A 20,892-nucleotide genomic window follows, 5' to 3' on the forward strand; every position below is an offset into this window, starting at 1 on the left:
ACCGGATTCATTCACGGTTGTGCGCTGGGCTGGTGCCAGAATCTTCCGATCTTTAAGGAACACCGGTCATGGCCATTCGCAATCGCATGCCTCCCTGGCATGAAAACTTCAGTCTGCCCAATGGCCGCACCCTTCTGCTCCGACCGATCCGTCCCGAGGACGGTCCGCCGCTGCAGGGGGCTTTCAGCCTGTTGGGACCGGAGGAAATCCGCGAGCGCTTCGTGCGCTCCTCCGCCGAAATCACGCCGGAGATGGTGCAGCGCCTGACCCATCCCAATCCCAAGAGCGAGATCGTGCTGGTCGCCGCCGAGCAGTTGCCGCCGGGCGAGGCGCTGGTTGGGGCAGTCGCGCGCGCAGCGCTGGTGCCGGGCACCCGCCAGGCCGAGTACACCATTCTGGTCAGCAGCTTTGTCGCCGGCCAGGGTCTGGGGCGGCAGCTGATGCGCAAGCTGGTCAAGTGGGCGCGGCGCAAGTACCTGGACTGCCTGTTCGGCGATGTGCTGCAAAGCAACGTGCCGATGCTGCAGCTGGCCGAGTCGCTGGGCTTCAAGCCGCAGCCGCATCCGGACTCGCCGGAGCTGGTGCGTATGGTTCTCGAGCTTGATGCCTGATTTGCCCGGATTCGGGATTCGGGATTCGGTTCAGAGCTGATGATCTGTCGCTTGGTTGCAAGGCCCTTGCCCGCCCACCATCGCGGGACACGCCGCAAGTACGTCCATGTAGGCTCTTACGCGGCATCCATGCCGCGTAAGGTCCCGCGAGGGTGGGCGGGCAAGGACCAGTGGAGATGGTCGGTGTGCAGGGCTATTTGAAATGCAGCTTGGTGTGGAAGTGATTGGACAGTGCGGATAGATCAGTTGCAGAGCGGTTGATCTTCCACTTGGCTGCAAGGCCCTTGCCCGCTCACCATCGCGGGACACGCTGCAAGTACGTCCTTGTAAGCTCTTACGCGGCATCCATGCCGCGTAAGGTCCCGCGACGGTGAGCGGGCAAGGACCAGTCGAGATGCTCGGTACGCATGGTTTTTAACAAAGCAGCCAGCAAACTTTCTGGTGCGGTGCCCTCACCGATTGCGGGACCGTGTGGCGGCATGGATGCCGCCACCGAGCCTACATGGACGTACTTGCGGCGTGTCCCGCGAGCGGTGAGGGCACCGCGCGCTCGACCAACCGGGCTTTTGACCTAAGCCGCCGACTGCATCTTGCACCACGGGGTGTTTGCAAAGGTTTGCCTGGTGCCAGCAAGGTCGGCGTAGCGCAGGACCCTGCAGCGCGCTTCGGAGCAAACGGCCCAACGCCCGCTTTCACACCGGATGGACCGGTCGCAGCGGGCGCTCTGGTAAAATTGCGGGCTGATGCCGTCGCCAACCAACTTCCCCTCTCCGCCGCTGCCCAAGTCCGGCCAGCTTCGTGCCTATTGGCGCGCCCCGTCTTCGCCGACTGCGCTGGCCTGGTCGATCGCTCGCGCCGCCGAGGCGCATGCCGGCCCGCTGCTGGTGATCGCACGCGATAACCAGAGTGCACACCAGATCGAATCGGATCTGCATGCCCTGCTCGGCGAACACGCCACGCTGCCGGTGGTGCCGTTTCCCGATTGGGAAACCCTGCCCTACGACCAGTTCAGCCCGCACCCGGAAATCATCAGCCAGCGTTTGGCTGCTCTGCACCGTTTGCCCACACTGACCCGTGGCGTGGTGATCGTGCCGGTGCAGACGCTGATGCAGCAGCTGGCCCCGCTAAGCTACATCGTTGGCGGCAGCTTCGATCTCAAGGTCGGCCAGCGGCTGGATCTGGATGCGGAAAAACGCCGCCTGGAAAGCGCCGGTTATCGCAACGTGCCGCAGGTGATGGACCCGGGCGATTTCGCGGTGCGCGGTGGCTTGCTGGACGTGTTTCCGATGGGCGAAGCCACGCCGTTGCGCGTGGAGCTGCTGGACGAGGATATCGACTCCATCCGCGCCTTCGACCCGGAATCGCAGCGCTCGCTGGACAAGGTCGATGCCGTCAAATTGCTGCCCGGCCGCGAAGTGCCGATGGACGATGCCAGCATCGAACGCGTGCTGGCCTGCCTGCGCGAACGCTTCGATGTGGATACCCGGCGCAGCGCGCTGTATCAGGATCTGAAATCGGGCCTGGCGCCGTCGGGGGTCGAGTATTACCTGCCGATGTTCTTCAGCAAGACCGCTACCTTGTTCGATTATCTGGACAAGCGCACGCTGCCGTTGATCGCCACTGGCGTGTCCAACGCGGCCGATACGTTCTGGGCGCAGGCGCAGGACCGCTACGAACAGCGCCGTCACGATGTGGAGCGCCCGCTGCTGACACCGGACGAGCTGTATCAATCGCCGGATGCACTGCGCGAGCGGCTCAACAAGCTGGCACGCATCGAAGTCTGGGCCAGCGATCACCCGCGCATCGACGAGGCCGCCGCACTCGGCGACCAACCGTTGCCGCCGCTGCCGGTGGCGGCAAAAGACGCACCTGCCGGTCAGGCGCTGGCCTCGTTCCTGAGCCACTATCCGGGCCGCGTGCTGGTGGCATCGGATTCGGCCGGTCGCCGCGAAGCATTGATGGAAGTGCTGGCGGCGGCGCAATTGAAGCCGGAGGTGGTGGCCGACCTGCCCGCCTTCCTGGCCGCGCCCAAGCTGCGCTTCGGTATTACCGTGGCGCCGTTGGAAGACGGCTTTGCGCTGGACACCCCGCAGATTGCGGTGCTGACCGAGCGCCAGCTGTTTCCAGAGCGGGCCAACCAGCCGCGTCGCACGCGACGTGTGGGCCGCGAGCCGGAAGCGATCATCCGCGATCTGGGCGAGCTGTCCGAAGGCGCGCCAATCGTGCACGAAGACCACGGTGTGGGCCGCTACCGCGGGCTGATCGTGCTCGATGCCGGCGGCATGCCCGGCGAGTTCCTGGAAATCGAATACGCCAAGGGCGACCGGCTGTATGTGCCGGTGGCGCAGCTGCATCTGATCAGCCGTTATTCCGGTGCCTCGGCCGAGACCGCGCCGCTGCATTCGCTGGGCGGCGAGCAATGGACCAAGGCCAAGCGCAAGGCCGCCGAAAAAGTGCGCGACGTGGCGGCCGAGTTGCTGGAAATCCAGGCCCGCCGCCGTGCACGTGCCGGTCTGGCCTTGCAGGTGGACCGTGCGATGTACGAGCCGTTCGCGGCCGGCTTTCCCTTTGAAGAAACCCCCGATCAGTTGGCCGCCATCGATGCCACGTTGCGCGATCTGGGCAGCAGCCAGCCGATGGATCGCGTGGTCTGCGGCGATGTGGGCTTCGGCAAGACCGAGGTTGCGGTGCGCGCCGCGTTCGCTGCGGCCAGCGCCGGCAAGCAGGTTGCCGTCTTGGTGCCGACCACGTTGCTGGCCGAGCAGCATTACCGCAATTTCCGCGACCGCTTCGCCGATTACCCGATGAAGGTGGAAGTACTCTCGCGCTTCAAGAGCACCAAGGAAATCAAGGCCGAGCTGGAGAAGGTCGCCAGCGGCGATATCGACGTCATCATCGGCACGCATCGTTTGCTGCAGCCGGATGTGAAGTTCAAGGATCTGGGCCTGGTTGTCGTCGACGAAGAACAGCGCTTCGGCGTGCGCCAGAAAGAGGCGCTCAAGGCGATGCGCGCCAACGTGCATCTGCTCACGCTCACTGCCACGCCGATTCCGCGCACGCTCAATATGGCCATGGCCGGTTTGCGCGATCTGTCGATCATTGCCACTCCGCCGCCGAACCGGCTCGCCGTGCAGACCTTCATCACTGCGTGGGACAACGCGTTGTTGCGCGAGGCCTTCCAGCGTGAGCTCAGTCGCGGCGGACAGCTGTATTTCCTGCACAACGATGTGGAAAGCATCGTGCGCATGCAGCGCGACTTGTCCGAACTGGTACCGGAGGCGCGCATCGGCATCGCGCATGGGCAGATGCCCGAGCGCGAGCTGGAGCGGGTGATGCTGGATTTCCAGAAGCAGCGCTTCAATGTGTTGCTGTCGACCACGATCATCGAATCGGGCATCGACATTCCCAACGCCAACACCATCATCATCAACCGCGCCGACCGCTTCGGCCTGGCCCAGTTGCATCAGTTGCGTGGCCGCGTCGGTCGTTCGCATCACCGCGCTTACGCGTATCTGGTGGTGCCGGACCGTCGCTCGATCACCGCCGATGCCGAGAAGCGCCTGGAAGCCATCGCCTCGATGGACGAGCTCGGCGCCGGCTTCACCCTGGCGACGCACGATCTGGAAATCCGCGGCGCCGGCGAGCTGCTGGGCGAGGACCAGAGCGGGCAGATGGCCGAGGTGGGCTTCAGCCTCTACACCGAGTTGCTGGAACGCGCGGTGCGCAGTATTCGCCTGGGCAACCTGCCCGATCTGGATGCCGGCGACGAAGTGCGCGGTGCCGAGGTCGAGCTGCATGTGGCCTCGTTGATTCCCGCAGATTATCTGCCCGACGTGCACACCCGCCTGACGCTGTACAAGCGCATCTCCAGTGCGCGCAACAGTGATGCCCTGCGCGAGTTGCAGGTGGAAATGATCGACCGCTTCGGCCTGCTACCGGATCCGGTCAAGCATCTGTTCGCCATTGCCGAGCTCAAGCTGCAGGCCAATGCGCTGGGTGTGCGCAAGCTGGATCTGGGCGAAAACGGCGGCCGTCTGGTATTCGAGGCCAAGCCGTCGATCGACCCGGTGGCGGTGATCCAGATGATCCAGAAGCAGCCCAAGATCTACACCATGGACGGCCCGGACAAGCTGCGCATCAAGCTGCCGCTACCGGAAGGTGCGGATCGTTTCAATGCGGCACGTGGCTTGTTGACGATGTTGGCGCCGAGATGACGCCGAGGCGATGTCTGCAAACAGGCCGGTGTATGCGGGTCGGCGAGAACGCTTGAGGGCCCAATCGCCTCGATCATCGCGCAAGCGCTGGCTGATGACGAAAAGTACGCGACCCGTATCTAAGTACTCAGGCACGATATCGACGAAACAATCCGGATGCAGATAGATCGGACCTCATCGGAATCGGGGACGTTTGCGGGCATTTATTGCAACGTGGATTTGCGCAGCGTGATCTCACGATACTGACCGCGATCACCGTATCGCGGCCCTTTCTTCTCGAACTCGGCGCATAGCCTGTCTTCGCCGCAGGCAACGAGGTTGGCGCGGGTCACACGATCCAGATAGTCGATCTCTGCACGACGCTGTTTGGCTTCGGCCAGAATCGGCGTTGCGCCTTTGACAGCGTAACCAGCCGCGCCCACGCACATGATCGCCCCAACGATCATCGCAGCGAATCCGATCCACATGCGTCGCGTGGCTGTTGTTTCCAGAGACTGCTGTGCTTGCGTATAGCGGTAGGTGGCGTGGTGGAGCGTCTGGTCTGCATCGACCATCTTCTTGTTGAATCGCTCCACCGCCGGTTCCAGCGCCTGCGTCAACGCCTGATTGGTCAATTGCGTCAGCCGGGGGAGCGCGTTCTCCACCACCCGATTGACGCGTTGATCGGCGTTATTGACCGCGCTCTGTAGCAGCTGCAGTTGTTGCCGCACGAGATCTTCCAAGGACTGTTCTCGCTGTTGCAGCACCGCGATCAGTCCTGCCATGGCCTTGATTGATTCTCGCGTCGCATGGTCCAGCTGGTTGGCTTCAGGCAGCGCCGAGGTGCTCTTCATGTCCATAATATTCCCCTGAAAATTCCACTGTGTGCATGGTCTTCCAGCTACCCGCCGCCTCCACCGCCCCCTCCTCCACCACCACCGTCGCCACCCCCACCTCCGTCACCTTGCGGGCCGTTTTGCATCGCCGGTGCATTGGCGAACTGTGGCAGCGTCATCACCATCACCGGGCCACGGCTGGTCTGTACCTCTGTTGAGACGTCCATGCCCAATGCCTGGCGCGTGGTCACCTGTTCCTGCGCCTCTTGCAATGCCTTGGCTTCCAGATGTTCGTGGCCCTGCTGTGCGAGGGCATTGCTATACGCGCTGTTGGCGACCCGGCTCAATGCCTGTTCGATCGCAAGATCGTTCTTGGAATCGAGGGCGTACAGCAGATCATCCACATCGGGATCGCCGGTGATGTTCTTGCGCGTAGACGGTGGCCGATCGTCCTGCTCGCCAACCGCTTGCGCGCCGGCAGCAAAAGCATAGCGTTGCGGCACGGCGTCCGCTGGCGCGGGGGCTGGCCGTCTGAGCGCGGAGGGGCCATCGGGATCGTACCCATTACGTAATTCCAGCTCGGTAAACGGCTGCTCACCGCGCTCCACGCGCGCTTGCCGCGCTTCTGCGACGCGGGTTTCTGTTTCGAGATCCTGTTCGATCTGGATGCGGAGCGCACGCATGGTGCGCGTTATTTCCTCCCAGGAGTCTGGATCCGCAAGCACAGGTGTGGCAAGAAGATCTTGCTCAGCTGCTTGGGACACGGAAGGCGACTGCCGCGCATCGGCCACACCCTCGAGCATCTCGGCAGAACGGTCGGCCGTCGGCGTGGCCAGGGATGGCGCTGCCGCTTGTGCAAGGTGTGCAAACGATGGCAACGCTGCTGGGGCATTGGGCGCTTCCAGCACGTAAGGCAGCGGCGTCTGTTGCTGTTGCTCGTCACTGCGTTCTACAACGATCGATGTAGCGAGCGACGGAGCAGGCAGCGCGTTCGTCATCTGACCAAGATGCGCGTGCGCTTGCTCTTCTGTCAGCTGCGCCAACGCTTCATGATGCGCAGCCGAGGCTTGCATCGTCGGCAGCTCTTGACCGGTATGCGCACCCGCATCCTGCTGCGGATATGCTGGCGATGCATGCGCACTCGCGGTGGTCTGCTGTGACAGTTGCGTGGCTTCTTGTGTGCCGGACTCTAGCGTTTGCGGGCCTTGCGCCTGTTGCGGAGCGATATCGATCGTATGCAATTGCCCGCGCTGGGCCTGCTGCTCTGGCGTGGTTTGAGCGAGCTCAGTCTGGACCTGACGCTGCTGCTGTTCGCGCGCGTGAATATCCTGCGTTTGTAACTGCGATGGCTGGTACTGCTGTACGTCCCGTGCCTGATGCTGCTCGCGCTCTTGAACACTCTGCGTATGGATGGACGGCAGCTCGCGCTGCTGCGCGTGTTGTGCCTGAAGCGATTGCGCCTGCTCGCCTTGCAGCGCCTTCGGGCCATGAAGCGGCTGTTGTTCATGCCGTTGAGCGTTCTGCGCTTGTTGCTGTTCTTGCTCGTGTTGCTGGGCATCCTGCGCCTGATGTGTCTGGGTTTCGCGCTGCTGAACCTGACGCTGTTCTTGTTGGATCTGTTGTGTGTCCTGCGCCTGCCGTTGCTGCTCACGCTGTTGGGTGTGATGTGCTTGCTGTGCCTGTTTTTCCTCTTGCTCCCGTTGCTGCAGCACCTGGCCCTGATGCGCAAGCGTTGCGTGGGCTTGCAGCGCCTGTGCGGCGCGCCCACGCTCTTCATGTACGGACTGCGCTTGCAACGTGTGCTCGCGCACCTGCGCAGCCTGCTGCTCCTGCGCCTGGCGTTCCTGCTGTACGCGTTCCTGACGCGCTTGTGCGGCGCTGGCTGCCTGCATCCGCACCTGCATATCCATCACCAGCTGCGGGCTGGCAGATGCGTTGGAGCTCGACGTGTCGCTGTCGGCCGATCCCTCGGCTGCTTGCGCTGTGGATGTCAGTCGCTGCACCAGCACATCGGCAGAGGAGGAACGCGCTTGCCTTTGCGCTTGCACTTCGCTCAGGGCCTGACGGATCTCTTCACTGCTGGTAACGGCAGCAATGCGATCTACGCCATCGGGCCCGCGCTGAAAATGGGCGACGGGGCTGTCGGCCCCGAACATGCCGCCTGGCCCGCGCTGCAATTGCATCGCGCCATCGCCGGAGAGCCCACCTGTGTCGCGCGTGCGCTGCGTCGCCAACTCGATCGCCTCGCGCCACTGTGGCTGCAACTCCGTTCCCACAAGGCGGTAGCGATACAACGTCTGCTCGCGCTGCACGTCCTGCGGCGATGGCGGCGATTGCTGGATAGAGGCAACCGCCTGAGCATGCTCTGCCAAGGCAGGTTGCAGGATCGCGCGGGTGGTGTCCAATTCCCGCGCGACATTGCCCGCCGCAGCGCCGGCCTCGCCCGTCCAGCGGCCGTCGGCATCGCGGCGATACTGCTGGCCGTCCGATGCAGTCAGTGCGTCTGGATTGGGCAAGGCCTGCTGCATCGCGTCGGAGAGCGGAAGACCATCGGCAGCCCAGCCACTGCGGTGATAGGCAAGCTCATAGCGCGCGGCGATGGCGCCGGGGCTGTTGGCGATGTTGCGGGCGATCACCGCCTCGGCTTGCGCATCCAGTTCTGCCGCGCGCGGTGGCGATGCGGTTTCCTGCACGTAAACACCGCGATCGTTTGCGCCGCTGACGCCGGTTTTGGCCTGGCGATGCCACTGGCCGTCTGTGGCGTCGCGCATCCAGTCGGCGCTGCTCAGGCTCGGGGCGTCGGTGTCGCTTGCAGGTAGGCGATAGGGATTCTGTGGCGCAGGCGCATCCCGCAGCGCCAGTTCTGCCGCCGCATTGGTGGCCTTGTAATTCAGTTCGCGGGCTTTTTCGTAGCTGGCGGTGATCCGTGTGGAATTGGGATTTTCACTGCCATCATTCGTGGCATCGGCCATGCCCTCGCGCGTCCAGGCGGTGCCGTTGAACGCCCACTGCACGCCCTGGCGGTCGGTCTGCTGGTAGATGGCGCGGTTGTCGAGCAGGTCGGCAGCCTTCTCGCCGGCCTTGCTCATGAAATACGCATCGGCGGCAATCAGCGCCATCGGGCCAGCGCCGGAGGCGCCCAGCGCGTACGCCGCCGCCGTGCCACCGGCCCAGCCGCCGACATTGCGGCCGGCAAAATGCACCAGCTCCGAGCGTGCGGCCAGCGGATTATCTTGCGAGAGCAGCGTGGCGATCTTCTCACCGGACTGTGTCGCTTCGTAGAGCGTGGCGGCTACGCCCAGCGCCCCGGCGGCTTTGACGCCGGGGCGGTCGAGCATGGGGGGTGGGTAAGGCCTGACTTCAACACCGGGCGTGCGCAACAGGCGTGCAGTGAGCGCATCGCCCTCTGTCAACGCGGCATCGGCCACCTGCGCGCTGCGTTGCACCGGCCGTGCGGTCTGTGCCATAGGTGCAAATGCGCTGTGCAGCGGTTCGGGCATATGCGAAGGCAGTTGCACCACCTCGCCAGGTTGCGCATAACGCGCGTAGTCGGCGGTGAGTTGATGCACCTGCCCGCCGGGCGTGGCACGGTCCATCTTCGGCGTGTTGCGGAACAGCACATTGCCCTCTTCCGAGCGGTGAATCACATTCATGCGCGCATCGGTCGGCTCGTGCATGCGCGGCAGCAATGGCTCGCTGAGCAAGCCGTTGTGGTAATCGGTCATCATGTTGAGACTGCGCACGCCCAGCCCACCGCGCAGGTAGCTGCCGCCGATGTCCGAATGCGCACCGGCCACGGTGACATGCAGGAACCGGCCATCTTCCGAGGCGCCATGCGGAATGATCTGATCCACCGGAAACAAGCCCCGCCGCTCATCCGCGGAGCTGACCTGAAAGCCGGACACCACCGACGGCGGCAGGCGCCGGTCGAACAACTCCATGTAGCCGGTAGGCACCGGATCGTACAGGCCCAGGCTCATCGGCGTCAGACCGGGAGCCTGGTGATAGCGGTTGTAGAGAGGCAGCCCGTTTTCATGTATGCCTCGGATGCCGCCGTCAGGGTTGGGAATACCCCGCGCATCGATCATGCGGGCCAGCATTGGGACCTGGCTGGCGCCACGGCTGAAACCTTCCAGATGGAAAGCAATCTTGGCTTGCGGGTCGGTCTGGAAGATTTCTTGCGATTGCGTTCTCATCCGCTCATACATATCCTCTGCACGCGCCAGGCTAGGGAACCTCTGAACAACGCACCACAGATACGCGACACTACCCGCCTGATGTTGAGGAGTGATCCATGCAACTGACGTTCGGTGACGCTGAGGGCCTGGGCAAGCGCAAGCAGACCCGGCGCGAGATCTTTCTGGCCGAGATGGAGCAGGTGGTTCCGTGGCAGCAACTGCTCGGTCTGATCGCGCCGCACTATCCGGTATCGGGCCGGCCAGGTCGGCAGCCGTACGCACTGGCGACGATGTTGCGGATTCATCTGCTGCAGCAGTGGTATGCGCTGAGCGATCCGGCGATGGAAGAAGCACTGCACGAGATCCCGACCTTGCGGCGGTTTGCCCAGCTCGGTGGCTTGGACAACGTTCCGGACGAGACCACGATTCTCAACTTTCGGCGCCTGCTGGAGACCCATGGCCTTGCCGCGCGGATGCTGGAAGCGGTCAACGCGCATCTGGCGCGCAAGGGCCAGAGCCTGCGGTCGGGCACGATCGTCGATGCGACGCTGATCGCGGCGCCCAGTTCGACCAAGAATGCCGACAACGCGCGCGACCCTGAGATGCATCAGACCAAGAAGGGCAATCAGTGGTATTTCGGGATGAAGGCGCACATCGGCGTGGATGAATTTTCCGGGTTGGTGCACCACGTCCATTGCACAGCCGCCAACGTCGCCGATGTCACGGTGATGCACACGTTGCTGCATGGCAAAGAAGACAGCGTGTTCGGCGATAGCGGCTACACCGGTGCGGACAAACGCGAAGAACTGCAGGCCTGCAAGGCTGCATTCTTCATCGCCGCCAGGCCCTCGACGATGCAAGCCCTCGGCAACAAACGCGAGCGTGCTCGGGAAAGACGTTGGGAACACTTCAAGGCCAACGTGCGCGCGAAGGTGGAGCATCCATTCCGGGTGATCAAGCGCCAGTTCGGCTACACCAAGGTCCGCTATCGCGGCCTGGCCAAGAACACCGCGCAGGTGCTGACCTTGTTTGCGCTATCGAACCTGTGGATGAAGCGAAAGCAGTTACTGCCGACGATGGGGAACGTGCGCCTGTAACCCGGGCAACACCCTGCAAACGCGCCGGAAACGGCAAAAAAATCGAGGATCTGAGCGCCGTCAGCCTGGTCGATGTGGTTAGGCTCATCCTCCGATGCCGTTGATCAGACCATCCCTAGTGCGGCCGGTGGCACCGTCTACGGTGCGCGCCAGTATCTGGTCCTGGGTGCCGGCGCCTTCGATGTATTCGACGCGGATGCGTTCCACGCCAGCGTCTTTCAAATCTCTAACTTGCTGACGAAATTTGGCGACATTGGTGGCGTGCAACGGATCCTTGTCGGCATCGTTGCCGGTGCCATCCATCAGGCCAACGATCAGATACGAATGCGGGTCGGCACGGTCGAACAGCTCCGGCACCTTGAAGCGATACAGGTCCTGCGCCGCCTGATCGTAGGTTTGCAGATGCTCCGGCGTGGCCGCGTAGTGCGACACATCATCCAGCGGCAGGCCGTCTTCGCCCAGTTGCAGAACCGTCTTCTTGTCCATGGCGAACGTTCCGTCAGTAGGTCTTGGTCCAGGCCAGGATCAGTTCCCCTCGGCTGATTTTCAGATTGGGATCATGCTCTGGATCAGCCAGGTGTTTCGTCAAAATCCGGCTACGCATATACACATTGATCGTGCGGTCATTGACTTCCAGCAAGATGTAAACGTGATGCCGCCCGTTTGCCGAGTAGCCATAGACCAAGAAAAATTCATCAACATCCTCTTTGGGGACGTTGTGCAGGATCAAATGGCCTGGAAAGATCGTCTCGAAATCGATCTCGACATAGCGCTCCACGCCGTCCATTGCGGTCCAGCGGATATCCACCGTCGATGGAAACCCGCGCGTCTCGAACTCTTCGGTACTGCCGAAGCCGCCCGTCCAGTCATCTTTCCAGTTCGGTTTGGGGGGCGCACCAGAGGGCTTGTCCAGATAACTGGAATGCTGCTGCCGCGCAAAAATGATGCTGCACCGCATAACGTGATAACACCGCGGATCAAACGAATAACTATCAAACCGCAGCGGCCACGGCTCGCCCGGCTTTTTTCTTGCCAGATGTAGATTAGGAATGTTGAACATGTCGGGGGACTCCATGTCGAAGGGCGCGGGAGTAAATTAGGTGGGTATCAGACAATGCACACTCAGCGGAATATAGCAAAGCGGGCTCTTCCTGCATCCAAGAAACGCAACGCTGCGACGCCAGCTCGATCACTTCGCGCCACTGTGGCTACAACTCTGTCCCCACAAGGCGGTAGCGATACAACGTCTGCTCGCGCTGCACGTCCTGCGGCGATGGCGGCGATTGCTGGAGGGAGGCAACCGCCTGCGCATGCTCTGCCAAGGCCGGTTGCAGGATCGCGCGGGTGGCGGTGTTGCACAGCAAGTTTCTCAGTCATTACGAGCCAAGCTCACCACCAGTTCGCCGTCGCGCATGCGGATATCCAGCTTGCTGCCAATGACAAAGCCCAGTTGCTCTAGCCAGCGGCCGCGCAGGCGCAACGTTGGTACGCGTTGCTGGCTGGCAGCATAGTAGCCATAGCCAATGGTGCACTGCTGTGGTGGACGCGGGCGGCGCGGGGCGCGTTGCTGACGTGCAAGATCTGCGGCATTTGCTGCCTCTACTTCTTCGGCTGTGAGCATACGAGCAGACGATGACTCCACGATGCGCCAGACCGCGTCGCGCTTGGGCTGATGTGGTACACGCTTACGCGCATTGTTGGGGCTGGACGGCGGTTGACGCATGACAAATCCTCCTTGACGAACAGGCCCCGCCGCCACGTGGCGACGGGATGTCGGGAGGTTAGAAACCGCTAGTAGTCGGCGGGCGTATTTCCCCGAAGGGTGTTGTATTAGCCGCCCTCCCGACGCAGGCATCACGTCGGCTGCACCTGCAAAAAAATGCAGGCACAAAAAACCCACCGGTTTGACGGAGGTGGGTACCGCTACTAGGGGAGTTTCTACGCTCCTTGAGGTAGAGCTTGCTGCTGGCCGATTGGGTTGTCAACTGAAAGAGATAGCAGATTCAGCGTGAGCTATCGGGTCGGCTAGCCGCACTGCTCTTAAAGTAGCTAACAACACGTAGCGAGCAGTTAACAGGGGCGCGCGGACGGCGCGAAGGAACCGGAGTGTGCGAGTGGTACATGAGGATTCCGAGCACCGGCCGCGCTCGCACGGCGGCGGCGCAATAGTCTTGTTAATCGCTCTTAGTAGCAGTCAACAGCTACTTCAGAAGACTTAGGCCGCTCGGCGTTCCGCATAGAACTCACAGTGGGACCGGATCACGCACTCGTCGCATTTGGGATTTCTGGCGCGGCAGATCTGCATTCCGTGCTGGATCAGCCATTCGTGCGCATGACGCTTGTAGTCTTTCGGCGTGAGTTCATTGATCTCTCGCGTGGTGACGTCAGTGGAGGTGGTGTGGACGATGCCCAGCCGGTTCAGCAGCCGGTGGATATGCGTGTCGACGGCAATCAACGGCTCCTCGAAAATGAAGTTCATGATCAAGCTGGCAACCTTGAGCCCCACTCCTTGAAGCTTCAGCAGATCTTCTTTGGTATTCGGAAGCTGCCCATCGAAGTCTTCGATGATTTGCCGGCACATCTCTTTGATACTTTTCGTCTTTTTGTTGTAGTGCGCCACCGGCTTGATGATCGCGCGAAGTTCTTCATCGTCCAGTGCGTACAGTTCTTCGAAGGTCGACACTTTCTTGAAAAGCGGCACGCAGGCAGACACGACACGCTTGGTCGTCGTCATTGTAGACAGCGCACCTGAGACGATGCTTCGAAAAGGCGTGCTGGAGAGCCCATTGGTCATCCAGGGATCGTCCGTCTTATCGAAAGTGGTATAGGTGCGACTGAGCGTGCGGTAGACCGCATTGATTTTTGTCTTATTCGACATGACTTGATTGCCGTCTGGATGCGATGACGCGGTGTCATCTATGAAACGCACGCGTCATCGAGAGCGAGCGTCGGTGTTTGCACAGTCTCTACTGCTGGGGAACGTCGCCTCGCACTTTCAAGAGCAGAATCGCGTCCTCGATCATCTCCTCTGCGCGTGCGTAAATCTGTTGTGGATCTGTTCCGAACGTTGCCTGAAAGGACAGCGGCTGCAGGGCAACCTCGACAAAACGTGTCGCCGCTTTTTCCGCGCGACCCTCGCCACACGCATCGAGCCCCTTGGTTCCTCGTAGTGCTACTGCGACACCGTCCACAGCACCGCGAAAACTGGACGCATAGGCATGCTCTGCCAGCTGCGGAAAGTTATCTGCCTCAGCAGCAACCATGCGCATGAAGGCAATACAGCGCGGCAATTTGAAGCCCTCTGCCAAAGCGTTTCCGACATGCCGAAGGCGGTCCTCAACGTCAAGCTCAGACGAAACCGGCGTCATTTCGGAGAACATCAGCTGGATCGAGCGCAGGACGACGTCTTCGAACAATGCCTCTTTGCTGCGATATCGGCTATACAACGCCGACTTCCCCACCCTGGCGTGCTTTGCCACTTGATCCAGTGTCGTCCGTCCAAACCCCTGTTCGAGGAACAAGGCAGTCGCAGCATCCATGAGTAGCGCATCTACAAGCCCAGCCTCGCTCGCTTTGGGTCTCCCCCTTCTAAGCGTTCGAAAAGTTTGTTGGTCGCTAGCCTTCACCTTGACCCCATAAAGGACGATATCGTCCTTTAATCTTCTCACAGGCATTGGCTGGGCAGTCTATTGGACGCAGATACCGTTTAAGCAAGCTTTACCGCCATTGAGCGAAAGCGCGATATCGGCCCCTCCTGCGCTGTCAGCAAGCGTGGCCTGCAGCAGGCTCGCCGCTCCGTCGAGATCAGATACCGCAAACCATCTGCACGGCCTAGCTAGCCGCGGAGCTGAGAAGACACATCGCCAGAAGTGCATCACGCGCAGGCACGCGTGAATTTCACCCGGCGATTAGCTCAGTAGGCCTGCCCAATGACATCTGACATGTCCACGCAAAATCTTTCGAATCCAACGCCCCCATCGTTCTCGTCAGCGGTCCAGTAGAGCGTGGACGTTGCAGTGAGCGCGAGTATTCTGCCCCCGGCTTTTGCATCGAAGTTTAGCCATTCTGCGTCGGCATAGAGTTGCTGCAGATGATTGAACACGAGCTCGTTGATAGGGTCGAGACGACGACTCTCTCCAAAGTGGCAGTACTGGTTTCTCGCCCCATGAACGATGACGCCTAGGGGCAGGTGTCCCACTTCTCTGCCAACGCAAAATTTCAGAGGAAGTTCGAACTTCTTCTTGATCCGGGCACCCGGATAATCGTGGATTAGACGGTTGATTTCAGATTCAAAATGCAGCGCACCTGTTCCCTTAACTGGCGAGGCGCCATGCAGGTCAATGATTTTGTGAGCAAGCACTATCAACGATCCTGCTAGCATTTCGCAGGCCACATACTCAGACCCTGAAGAGTTAAAATCCTTTAAGCAAATCTTAGGCTGGCAAAGTGAGGTGAGCGCTTTGAATTGCGAGGATTGCCGCTGATGCTTGATCGCATCGAACAGTATCTTGGCCGCTACTTTGCTGCCGGCCAAGAACTCGTCCTTTTCCACTGCATGGGTCCACATCCCTAGTCGTTCCTAATGTTTTCAGTGTCGAGGCTAACGCAAATTTTGCGTAAGAGTGGCGACCTGCGACCTCTGGTCTAGGCGCCTTTCCTGGCGGACCATTGGCTAAGAGCCTGTGCAAAGGCTCGTTAACAGCAACGCCAGAGACGCCGAGTGGATCATCTGTAAGCTGGCATTAGTGATCCAGAAGCAGCCCAAGATCTACACCATGGACGGCCCGGACAAGCTGCGCATCAAGCTGCCGCTACCGGAAGGCGTGGATCGTTTCAACGCCGCGCGTGGCTTGTTGACGATGCTGGCGCCGAGATAAAAGGCCTGCTTCATCGGTTGCGTTTGCTTGGCGCACCGATCTCGACAATAGACGACGCAAGGACGCGTCGATCACGTTGTAATCGCTGCGCAAGGACATGCGAACTCGATGCGGCATTTTCACCAAAACCCATCGCACGCTGCGCTGCTGGCGCACGACACGTGTGGCCTTTCTAATGCACATTTTCTGCAGTGACACTGCAGAACACCCATCCCGCATGCATTAAAGAATTCGGCTGAAATGCGGCTATCTGTCCTGCAGGACTGTCCGGGACATTCGACTCCCGAGCCTGCTTGCGACAAACCTGAGCAATTAATGCCCAGGCAGTGATGGATTTCTCAAATCCGTCACCGCGCTGAATTTTGCCTAAATATTCCTGCCGCGCGCCGATACCTGCATAGACCGGCATGTCCCCGTGTGCAGAGCTGCCCACGCAAGCCCACGCCGGAGCGACCTTCTTCCGCGTCATGGCGCGCATCCGTGCGCTATCGCATCGCTTGAGGCATCAATGAACACGCCACTGTCCGCTCTACCCGCGCCGCTGACACTCGCCCTGGAAGGCGAGATGACGATCCGTCGCGCTGCAGAACTCAAGCCGCTCTTGCAGCCGGCATTGCTGCACCCGGGTGGATTGCATCTGGACCTCGCTGCGGTCAGCGAGATCGACACCACCGGCCTGCAATTGCTGCTGGCCACCAAGCAGGCGATCCAGGCCGATGGGCGGCCGTTTTCGCTCACCGATTCCAGCCGTGCGGTGGTCGATGTGATCGAACTACTCGGCCTGCTCGAAGCGCTGTACCCGCATGCGGTCGCGTGCCTCGGCGAACGCATTCACTAACGGACAGGTAACACGCGCATGGACATGAACCAGCTGATGCAGACCTTTCTGGCCGAGAGCCGGGATCTGCTCGAAGACATGGAACGCCATCTGCTCGAAGCCGAGCGTGGCGAGTCATCGCCCGATGCGGTCAACGCGATCTTTCGCGCGGCGCATACCATCAAGGGCTCGGGCGGCTTGTTCGATCTGCCGCAGCTGGTCGGCTTCACCCATGTGCTGGAAAGCGTGCTGGATCTGGTGCGCGATGAAGCGCTGAGCCTGAGCTCTGAATTGATCGCGCTGCTGCTGGTGTGCTGCGACCACATCCACGCCTTGGTGGAAACTGCGGCCGATCCGAGCCACGCCGACGCGGCCGCACTGGCGACCGAGGCCGAGCCGTTGCTCGCGCAGTTGCAGACCTATCTGCAAGGCAGCGTGTGCGGCGTCACTGAGGCCGCCATCCAGCTCGGCACACCTGAAAAACAAAGTGGCTACTGGCGTATTTCGTTGACGCTGTTTGCCGATGCGCTGCGCTTCGGCAACTCGCCGCTCAAGCTGATTCGCAATCTGCGCGGCCTGGGGTCGGTCGAATCGATCAGCACCGATTACAGCCAATTGCCGACGTTTGAAGACCTCGATCCGGAAGCCAACTATCTCGGTTTCCAGATCCTGTTGCGCAGCGATGCCGACCGCGCCGCAATCGAAGAAGTGTTCGAGTTCGTGCGCGAGGATTGCGATCTGGAGATCACCTCGGTGCCGGCACCGACCGATGTTGCCGCTCTTCTCGTCAGCGAGCCTGCAGCGCTTGCACCGGTCGCCAGCACGCTCGCTGCGGTTCCGAATTCAACCTCGGCTGCAACGCCGCCACGTGCCCCCCAGGAAGGTGCCTCACGCAACGCCGAGGCGCGCTCGATCCGTGTGGACGCCGACAAACTCGATCGCATGATCGATCTGGTCGGCGAACTCATCATCGCGGTGGCCGGCACCAACGCCAACGCGCAGCGCACCGGCGACGCCCAGCTGCTGGAATCGGCCTCGATCCTGGCCGGCCTGGTGGAAGAGGTGCGCGAGAGCGCCTTGCAACTGCGCATGGTCAAGATCGGCGGCACCTTCGGCCGCTTCCAGCGCGTGGTGCACGATGTGGCACGCGAACTCGGCAAGGACATCGCGCTGGTGGTGGCCGGCGAAGACACCGAGCTGGACAAGTCGGTGGTGGAAAAGATCGGCGACCCGCTCACCCATCTGGTGCGCAATGCGATGGACCACGGCATCGAGCCGGCCGACGTGCGCGTGGCACACGGCAAGCCCGCACGCGGCACCGTGGGCCTCAACGCCTATCACGACTCCGGCAGCATCGTTATCCAGATCACCGACGACGGCGGCGGCTTGAACCGCGACCGCATCCTGGCCAAGGCGCTGGAGCGCGGCCTGATCGAGGCCGGCCGCCAGCTCAGCGACCGCGAAGTGTTCGCGATGATCTTCGAGCCGGGCTTTTCCACTGCCGAAAAGGTCACCAACCTGTCCGGGCGCGGCGTCGGCATGGACGTGGTCAAGCGCAACATCACCGCGCTGCGCGGCACTGTGGAGATCGACAGCACCGCCGGCGTGGGCACCACCATTTCGGTGCGGCTGCCGCTGACGCTGGCCATCATCAACGGCTTCCAGGTCGGTGTCGGCAAATCGGTGTTCGTGGTGCCGCTGGATGTGGTGGAAGAGTGCGTGGAGTTCACGCCCGACTACGCCAGCGACTACATCGATCTGCGCGGCAGCGTGCTGCCGTATGTGCGCCTGCGCGAATTGTTCGCGCTCGGCGGCAAGACGCCTGCACGCGAAAGCATCGTGGTGATCCGCCAGGGCGCGCAGCGCTTCGGCCTGGTCGTGGACACGCTGCTGGGCGAATGGCAGACCGTGATCAAGCCGTTGTCCAAGGTCTTCGCACAGGTCAAAGGCATCAGTGGCTCCAGCATCCTGGGCAGCGGCGATGTCGCGCTGATTCTGGATGTGCCCAGCCTGCTCCAGCAATTGCATCCCAACCAGGACGCCCTGGCGGCCTGAGCGTTTACACCATCACTCCCCACATCACCGCGTTATTCGTTGTTCCCTGACCCCAGGAAGCTGCCGCCATGTCACACCGTCTCCCGATCGCCACCCAGTTGTGGTTTACCGCCGCCCTCGCCCTTGTTCTGCCCGTCGTCGTGGTCGTGGCCGGCTTTGGGCTGACGCTGTCGCACGGCGCCCTGCTCGCCGCCAGCGTGGTGGCCGCCCTCGTCAGCGGCGCGTTGCTGGCCTGGTCGATCCGCATCGCCAACGACTCGCTGAGTATCGCCACCACCACGCTGGACGCATTCGCGCGCGGCAACTTCGATGTGGCCATGCCGCAGGTGCGCGATGAGCAGGCCTGCGAGGTCTTGCATGCACTACGCAAGGTGCAAAGCAGCATTCGCCATGTCAACGACGAGATCAACCGCGTCTCGCAGGAACACGATGCCGGCGAGATCGATGTCCGCATCGACGTGGCACGCTTCGACGGCGACTTCCGCACGATGGGCGAAGGCATTAACCGCATGGTCGCCAACCACATCGCGGTGAAGAAACAGGCCATGGCCTGCGTGGCCGAGTTTGGGCGCGGCAACTTCTCCGCCGAGCTGGAACGCCTGCCGGGCAAGAAGGCCTTCATCAACGAGATTGTCGACCAGATCCGCGGCAACCTCACCGGCATGGTCGCCGAGGTCAACCGCATGGCGAGCGAGCACGATGCCGGCGACATCGACGTGGTCATCGACACGCAACGCTTCACCGGCGATTTCCGGCGCATGGCCGAAGGCATCAATGCGATGGTGGCCAGCCACATCGCGGTCAAGAAGCAGGCCATCGCCTGCGTGGCCGAATTCGGCCGCGGCAACTTCACCGCGCAGCTGCCGTTGCTGCCGGGCAAGAAGCGCTTCATCAACGACACACTGGAACAGGTGCGCGGCAGCCTCACCGGCTTGATCCGCGAGATCAACCACATGTCGGCCGAACACGAAGCCGGTGATATCGATGTGGTGATCGACAGCAGCGGTTTCGATGGCGATTTCCGCAGCATGGCCACCGGCATCAACCAGATGGTGGGCGCGCATATCGCGGTGAAGAAGCTGGCGATGGGCGTGGTGGCCGAATTCGGTCGCGGCAACTTCGACGCCCCGCTGGCGCAGCTGCCGGGCAAGAAGGCCTTCATCAACGACACCGTGGAGCGTGCGCGCGGCAACCTGCGCAGCATCTCCGAAGTCATCCAGGTGATGGGCGCGATGGCCGAGGGCGATCTCACTCACACCGTGGAAGGCCGCTACGAAGGCGCATTCGCCGACATGCAGCGCTACGTCAACACCACCATGAGCCGGCTGACCGAGATCGTCGATGAGGTCAACCGCAATGCCGAAAATCTGGCCAGCGCCTCCGAACAGGTCAGCGCCACTGCGCAGGCGCTTGCACAGGCCGCCAGCGAGCAGGCGGCCGGCGTGGAAGAAACCAGCGCCTCGCTGGAACAGATGACCGCCTCCATCGCACAGAACACCGAGAACGCACGCGTCACCGACAGCATGGCCGCCAAGGCCGCCAGCGAAGCCGCAGACGGCGGCGACACCGTGCGCGCCACGGTGGTGGCGATGAAGGACATCGCCAAGAAGATCGGCATCATCGACGACATCGCCTACCAGACCAATCTGCTTGCGCTCAACGCCGCCATCGAGGCCGCGCGTGCCGGCGAACACGGCAAGGGCTTTGCGGTGGTCGCGGCGGAAGTGCGCAAGCTGGCCGAGCGCAGCCAGATCGCCGCGCAGGAGATCGGCGAGGTGGCCGGTTCCAGCGTGGAGCTGGCCGAAAGCGCCGGCCGCGTGCTCGGCGAAATGGTGCCCTCGATCCGCCGCACCTCCGATCTGGTGCAGGAAATCGCTGCCGCCTCCGAAGAACAGACCGCCGGCGTCAGCCAGATCAACACCGCGGTCGGCCAGTTGAACCAGACCACGCAATCGGCCGCGGCCAATGCCGAAGAACTGGCGGCAACCTCCGAGGAAATGAGCGCGCAGGCCGAGCAGCTGCAGCAACTGATGGGCTTCTTCCGGCTCGGCAATGGCGGCCGCGCCGTGGGCTCAGGCAGTAGCAAGCCGGGTCCGCGCCGGATCGCGCCGCACAGCAACAGCACCGCGCTCAGCGCGCCACCGCGGCGCACCAACGTGCGCCAGATCAGCGCAGTGGCTGCCACCGCCGATGCGATCGACGAATCGCAGTTCGCCAGCTTCTGAGGA

The 20,892-nt window shown here is 62.0% G+C and carries 15 protein-coding genes, 1 other RNA gene and 1 pseudogene; 7 read left to right on the top strand and 10 right to left on the bottom strand.

Translation table 11 applies throughout. From position 1 onward, the window contains the following. Window positions 1–68: 68 nt before the first annotated feature. Window positions 69–611: a GNAT family N-acetyltransferase gene (locus NMB96_RS21405; RefSeq protein WP_006450344.1), complete on the top strand. Its 543-nt coding sequence runs from the start codon at window positions 69–71 to the stop codon at window positions 609–611. Window positions 612–1,354: 743 nt separating this feature from the next. Beyond that, a complete protein-coding gene (gene mfd, locus NMB96_RS21410; protein WP_255085644.1) occupies window positions 1,355–4,825 on the top strand; it encodes a transcription-repair coupling factor in 3,471 nt (1,156 codons plus the stop codon). Between the two features lie 203 nt (window positions 4,826–5,028). Here mfd and NMB96_RS21415 read toward each other — a convergent pair whose 3' ends face one another. Continuing rightward, entirely contained in the window at window positions 5,029–5,664 is a 636-nt protein-coding gene (locus NMB96_RS21415) for a hypothetical protein (RefSeq protein WP_255085645.1), read from the bottom strand. A 41-nt stretch (window positions 5,665–5,705) separates the two neighbouring features. Next, on the bottom strand, window positions 5,706–9,836 hold the full coding sequence (locus NMB96_RS21420; protein WP_255085646.1) for a hypothetical protein: 4,131 nt from the start codon (window positions 9,834–9,836) through the stop codon (window positions 5,706–5,708). Window positions 9,837–9,934: 98 nt separating this feature from the next. On the opposite strand from NMB96_RS21420, the gene NMB96_RS21425 reads away from it, so the two are divergent. After that, on the top strand, window positions 9,935–10,915 hold the full coding sequence (locus tag NMB96_RS21425; protein ID WP_255084985.1) for an IS5 family transposase: 981 nt from the start codon (window positions 9,935–9,937) through the stop codon (window positions 10,913–10,915). Between the two features lie 84 nt (window positions 10,916–10,999). Here the strand turns inward: NMB96_RS21425 and NMB96_RS21430 are convergent, their stop codons facing one another. The 7 genes from NMB96_RS21430 to NMB96_RS21460 all read right to left on the bottom strand — a co-directional run bounded on the left by NMB96_RS21430 (window position 11,000) and on the right by NMB96_RS21460 (window position 15,467). Next, window positions 11,000–11,401 (bottom strand): DUF2235 domain-containing protein, encoded by a 402-nt coding sequence (locus NMB96_RS21430; protein WP_255085647.1) that lies wholly within the window; start codon window positions 11,399–11,401, stop codon window positions 11,000–11,002. Between the two features lie 13 nt (window positions 11,402–11,414). After that, on the bottom strand, window positions 11,415–11,975 hold the full coding sequence (locus NMB96_RS21435; RefSeq protein WP_023904555.1) for a hypothetical protein: 561 nt from the start codon (window positions 11,973–11,975) through the stop codon (window positions 11,415–11,417). Between the two features lie 309 nt (window positions 11,976–12,284). Beyond that, on the bottom strand, window positions 12,285–12,638 hold the full coding sequence (locus NMB96_RS21440) for a SymE family type I addiction module toxin (protein ID WP_043889321.1): 354 nt from the start codon (window positions 12,636–12,638) through the stop codon (window positions 12,285–12,287). Between the two features lie 324 nt (window positions 12,639–12,962). Then, window positions 12,963–13,038: non-coding RNA, sX9 sRNA (locus tag NMB96_RS21445), on the bottom strand. A gap of 92 nt (window positions 13,039–13,130) precedes the next feature. Then, window positions 13,131–13,793 carry an endonuclease III domain-containing protein gene (locus NMB96_RS21450; RefSeq protein WP_255085649.1) on the bottom strand — a complete coding sequence of 221 codons (663 nt, stop codon included), beginning with the start codon at window positions 13,791–13,793 and terminating at the stop codon, window positions 13,131–13,133. 88 nt (window positions 13,794–13,881) lie between these two features. Further along, the gene (locus NMB96_RS21455) at window positions 13,882–14,454 is read right to left on the bottom strand and encodes a TetR/AcrR family transcriptional regulator (protein WP_043889840.1); all 573 of its coding nucleotides are present in this window, start codon (window positions 14,452–14,454) and stop codon (window positions 13,882–13,884) included. A gap of 374 nt (window positions 14,455–14,828) precedes the next feature. After that, the gene (locus NMB96_RS21460) at window positions 14,829–15,467 is read right to left on the bottom strand and encodes a hypothetical protein (protein ID WP_126967528.1); all 639 of its coding nucleotides are present in this window, start codon (window positions 15,465–15,467) and stop codon (window positions 14,829–14,831) included. A gap of 193 nt (window positions 15,468–15,660) precedes the next feature. Between NMB96_RS21460 and NMB96_RS21465 the strand changes: the two are divergent. After that, window positions 15,661–15,792 (top strand): annotated as a pseudogene (locus NMB96_RS21465) (hypothetical protein); the annotation flags it as partial. Window positions 15,793–15,964: 172 nt separating this feature from the next. Here NMB96_RS21465 and NMB96_RS21470 read toward each other — a convergent pair. Further along, a complete protein-coding gene (locus tag NMB96_RS21470; protein ID WP_152025565.1) occupies window positions 15,965–16,261 on the bottom strand; it encodes a hypothetical protein in 297 nt (98 codons plus the stop codon). A gap of 39 nt (window positions 16,262–16,300) precedes the next feature. Here NMB96_RS21470 and NMB96_RS21475 point away from each other — a divergent pair, with 39 nt between their 5' ends. From NMB96_RS21475 to NMB96_RS21485, 3 genes are all read left to right on the top strand, one after another. Beyond that, complete coding sequence (locus tag NMB96_RS21475; RefSeq protein WP_006451387.1) at window positions 16,301–16,630, top strand: STAS domain-containing protein; 330 nt, start codon at window positions 16,301–16,303, stop codon at window positions 16,628–16,630. An 18-nt stretch (window positions 16,631–16,648) separates the two neighbouring features. Further along, complete coding sequence (locus NMB96_RS21480; RefSeq protein ID WP_023904562.1) at window positions 16,649–18,664, top strand: chemotaxis protein CheA; 2,016 nt, start codon at window positions 16,649–16,651, stop codon at window positions 18,662–18,664. 68 nt (window positions 18,665–18,732) lie between these two features. Continuing rightward, on the top strand, window positions 18,733–20,889 hold the full coding sequence (locus tag NMB96_RS21485) for a methyl-accepting chemotaxis protein (protein WP_023904563.1): 2,157 nt from the start codon (window positions 18,733–18,735) through the stop codon (window positions 20,887–20,889). The last annotated feature ends 3 nt before the right edge of the window (window positions 20,890–20,892 follow it).

It is taken from the genome of Xanthomonas hortorum, from assembly GCF_024339125.1.
GTDB lineage: Bacteria > Pseudomonadota > Gammaproteobacteria > Xanthomonadales > Xanthomonadaceae > Xanthomonas > Xanthomonas hortorum.

Coding starts and splice junctions, on each gene's coding strand:
- NMB96_RS21405 (WP_006450344.1), top strand. CDS start 69: ATGGCCATTCGCAATCGCATGCCTCCCTGGCATGAAAACTTCAGTCTG.
- mfd (WP_255085644.1), top strand. CDS start 1,355: ATGCCGTCGCCAACCAACTTCCCCTCTCCGCCGCTGCCCAAGTCCGGC.
- NMB96_RS21415 (WP_255085645.1), bottom strand. CDS start 5,664: ATGGACATGAAGAGCACCTCGGCGCTGCCTGAAGCCAACCAGCTGGAC.
- NMB96_RS21420 (WP_255085646.1), bottom strand. CDS start 9,836: ATGAGAACGCAATCGCAAGAAATCTTCCAGACCGACCCGCAAGCCAAG.
- NMB96_RS21425 (WP_255084985.1), top strand. CDS start 9,935: ATGCAACTGACGTTCGGTGACGCTGAGGGCCTGGGCAAGCGCAAGCAG.
- NMB96_RS21430 (WP_255085647.1), bottom strand. CDS start 11,401: ATGGACAAGAAGACGGTTCTGCAACTGGGCGAAGACGGCCTGCCGCTG.
- NMB96_RS21435 (WP_023904555.1), bottom strand. CDS start 11,975: ATGTTCAACATTCCTAATCTACATCTGGCAAGAAAAAAGCCGGGCGAG.
- NMB96_RS21440 (WP_043889321.1), bottom strand. CDS start 12,638: ATGCGTCAACCGCCGTCCAGCCCCAACAATGCGCGTAAGCGTGTACCA.
- NMB96_RS21450 (WP_255085649.1), bottom strand. CDS start 13,793: ATGTCGAATAAGACAAAAATCAATGCGGTCTACCGCACGCTCAGTCGC.
- NMB96_RS21455 (WP_043889840.1), bottom strand. CDS start 14,454: ATGGATGCTGCGACTGCCTTGTTCCTCGAACAGGGGTTTGGACGGACG.
- NMB96_RS21470 (WP_152025565.1), bottom strand. CDS start 16,261: ATGACGCGGAAGAAGGTCGCTCCGGCGTGGGCTTGCGTGGGCAGCTCT.
- NMB96_RS21475 (WP_006451387.1), top strand. CDS start 16,301: ATGAACACGCCACTGTCCGCTCTACCCGCGCCGCTGACACTCGCCCTG.
- NMB96_RS21480 (WP_023904562.1), top strand. CDS start 16,649: ATGGACATGAACCAGCTGATGCAGACCTTTCTGGCCGAGAGCCGGGAT.
- NMB96_RS21485 (WP_023904563.1), top strand. CDS start 18,733: ATGTCACACCGTCTCCCGATCGCCACCCAGTTGTGGTTTACCGCCGCC.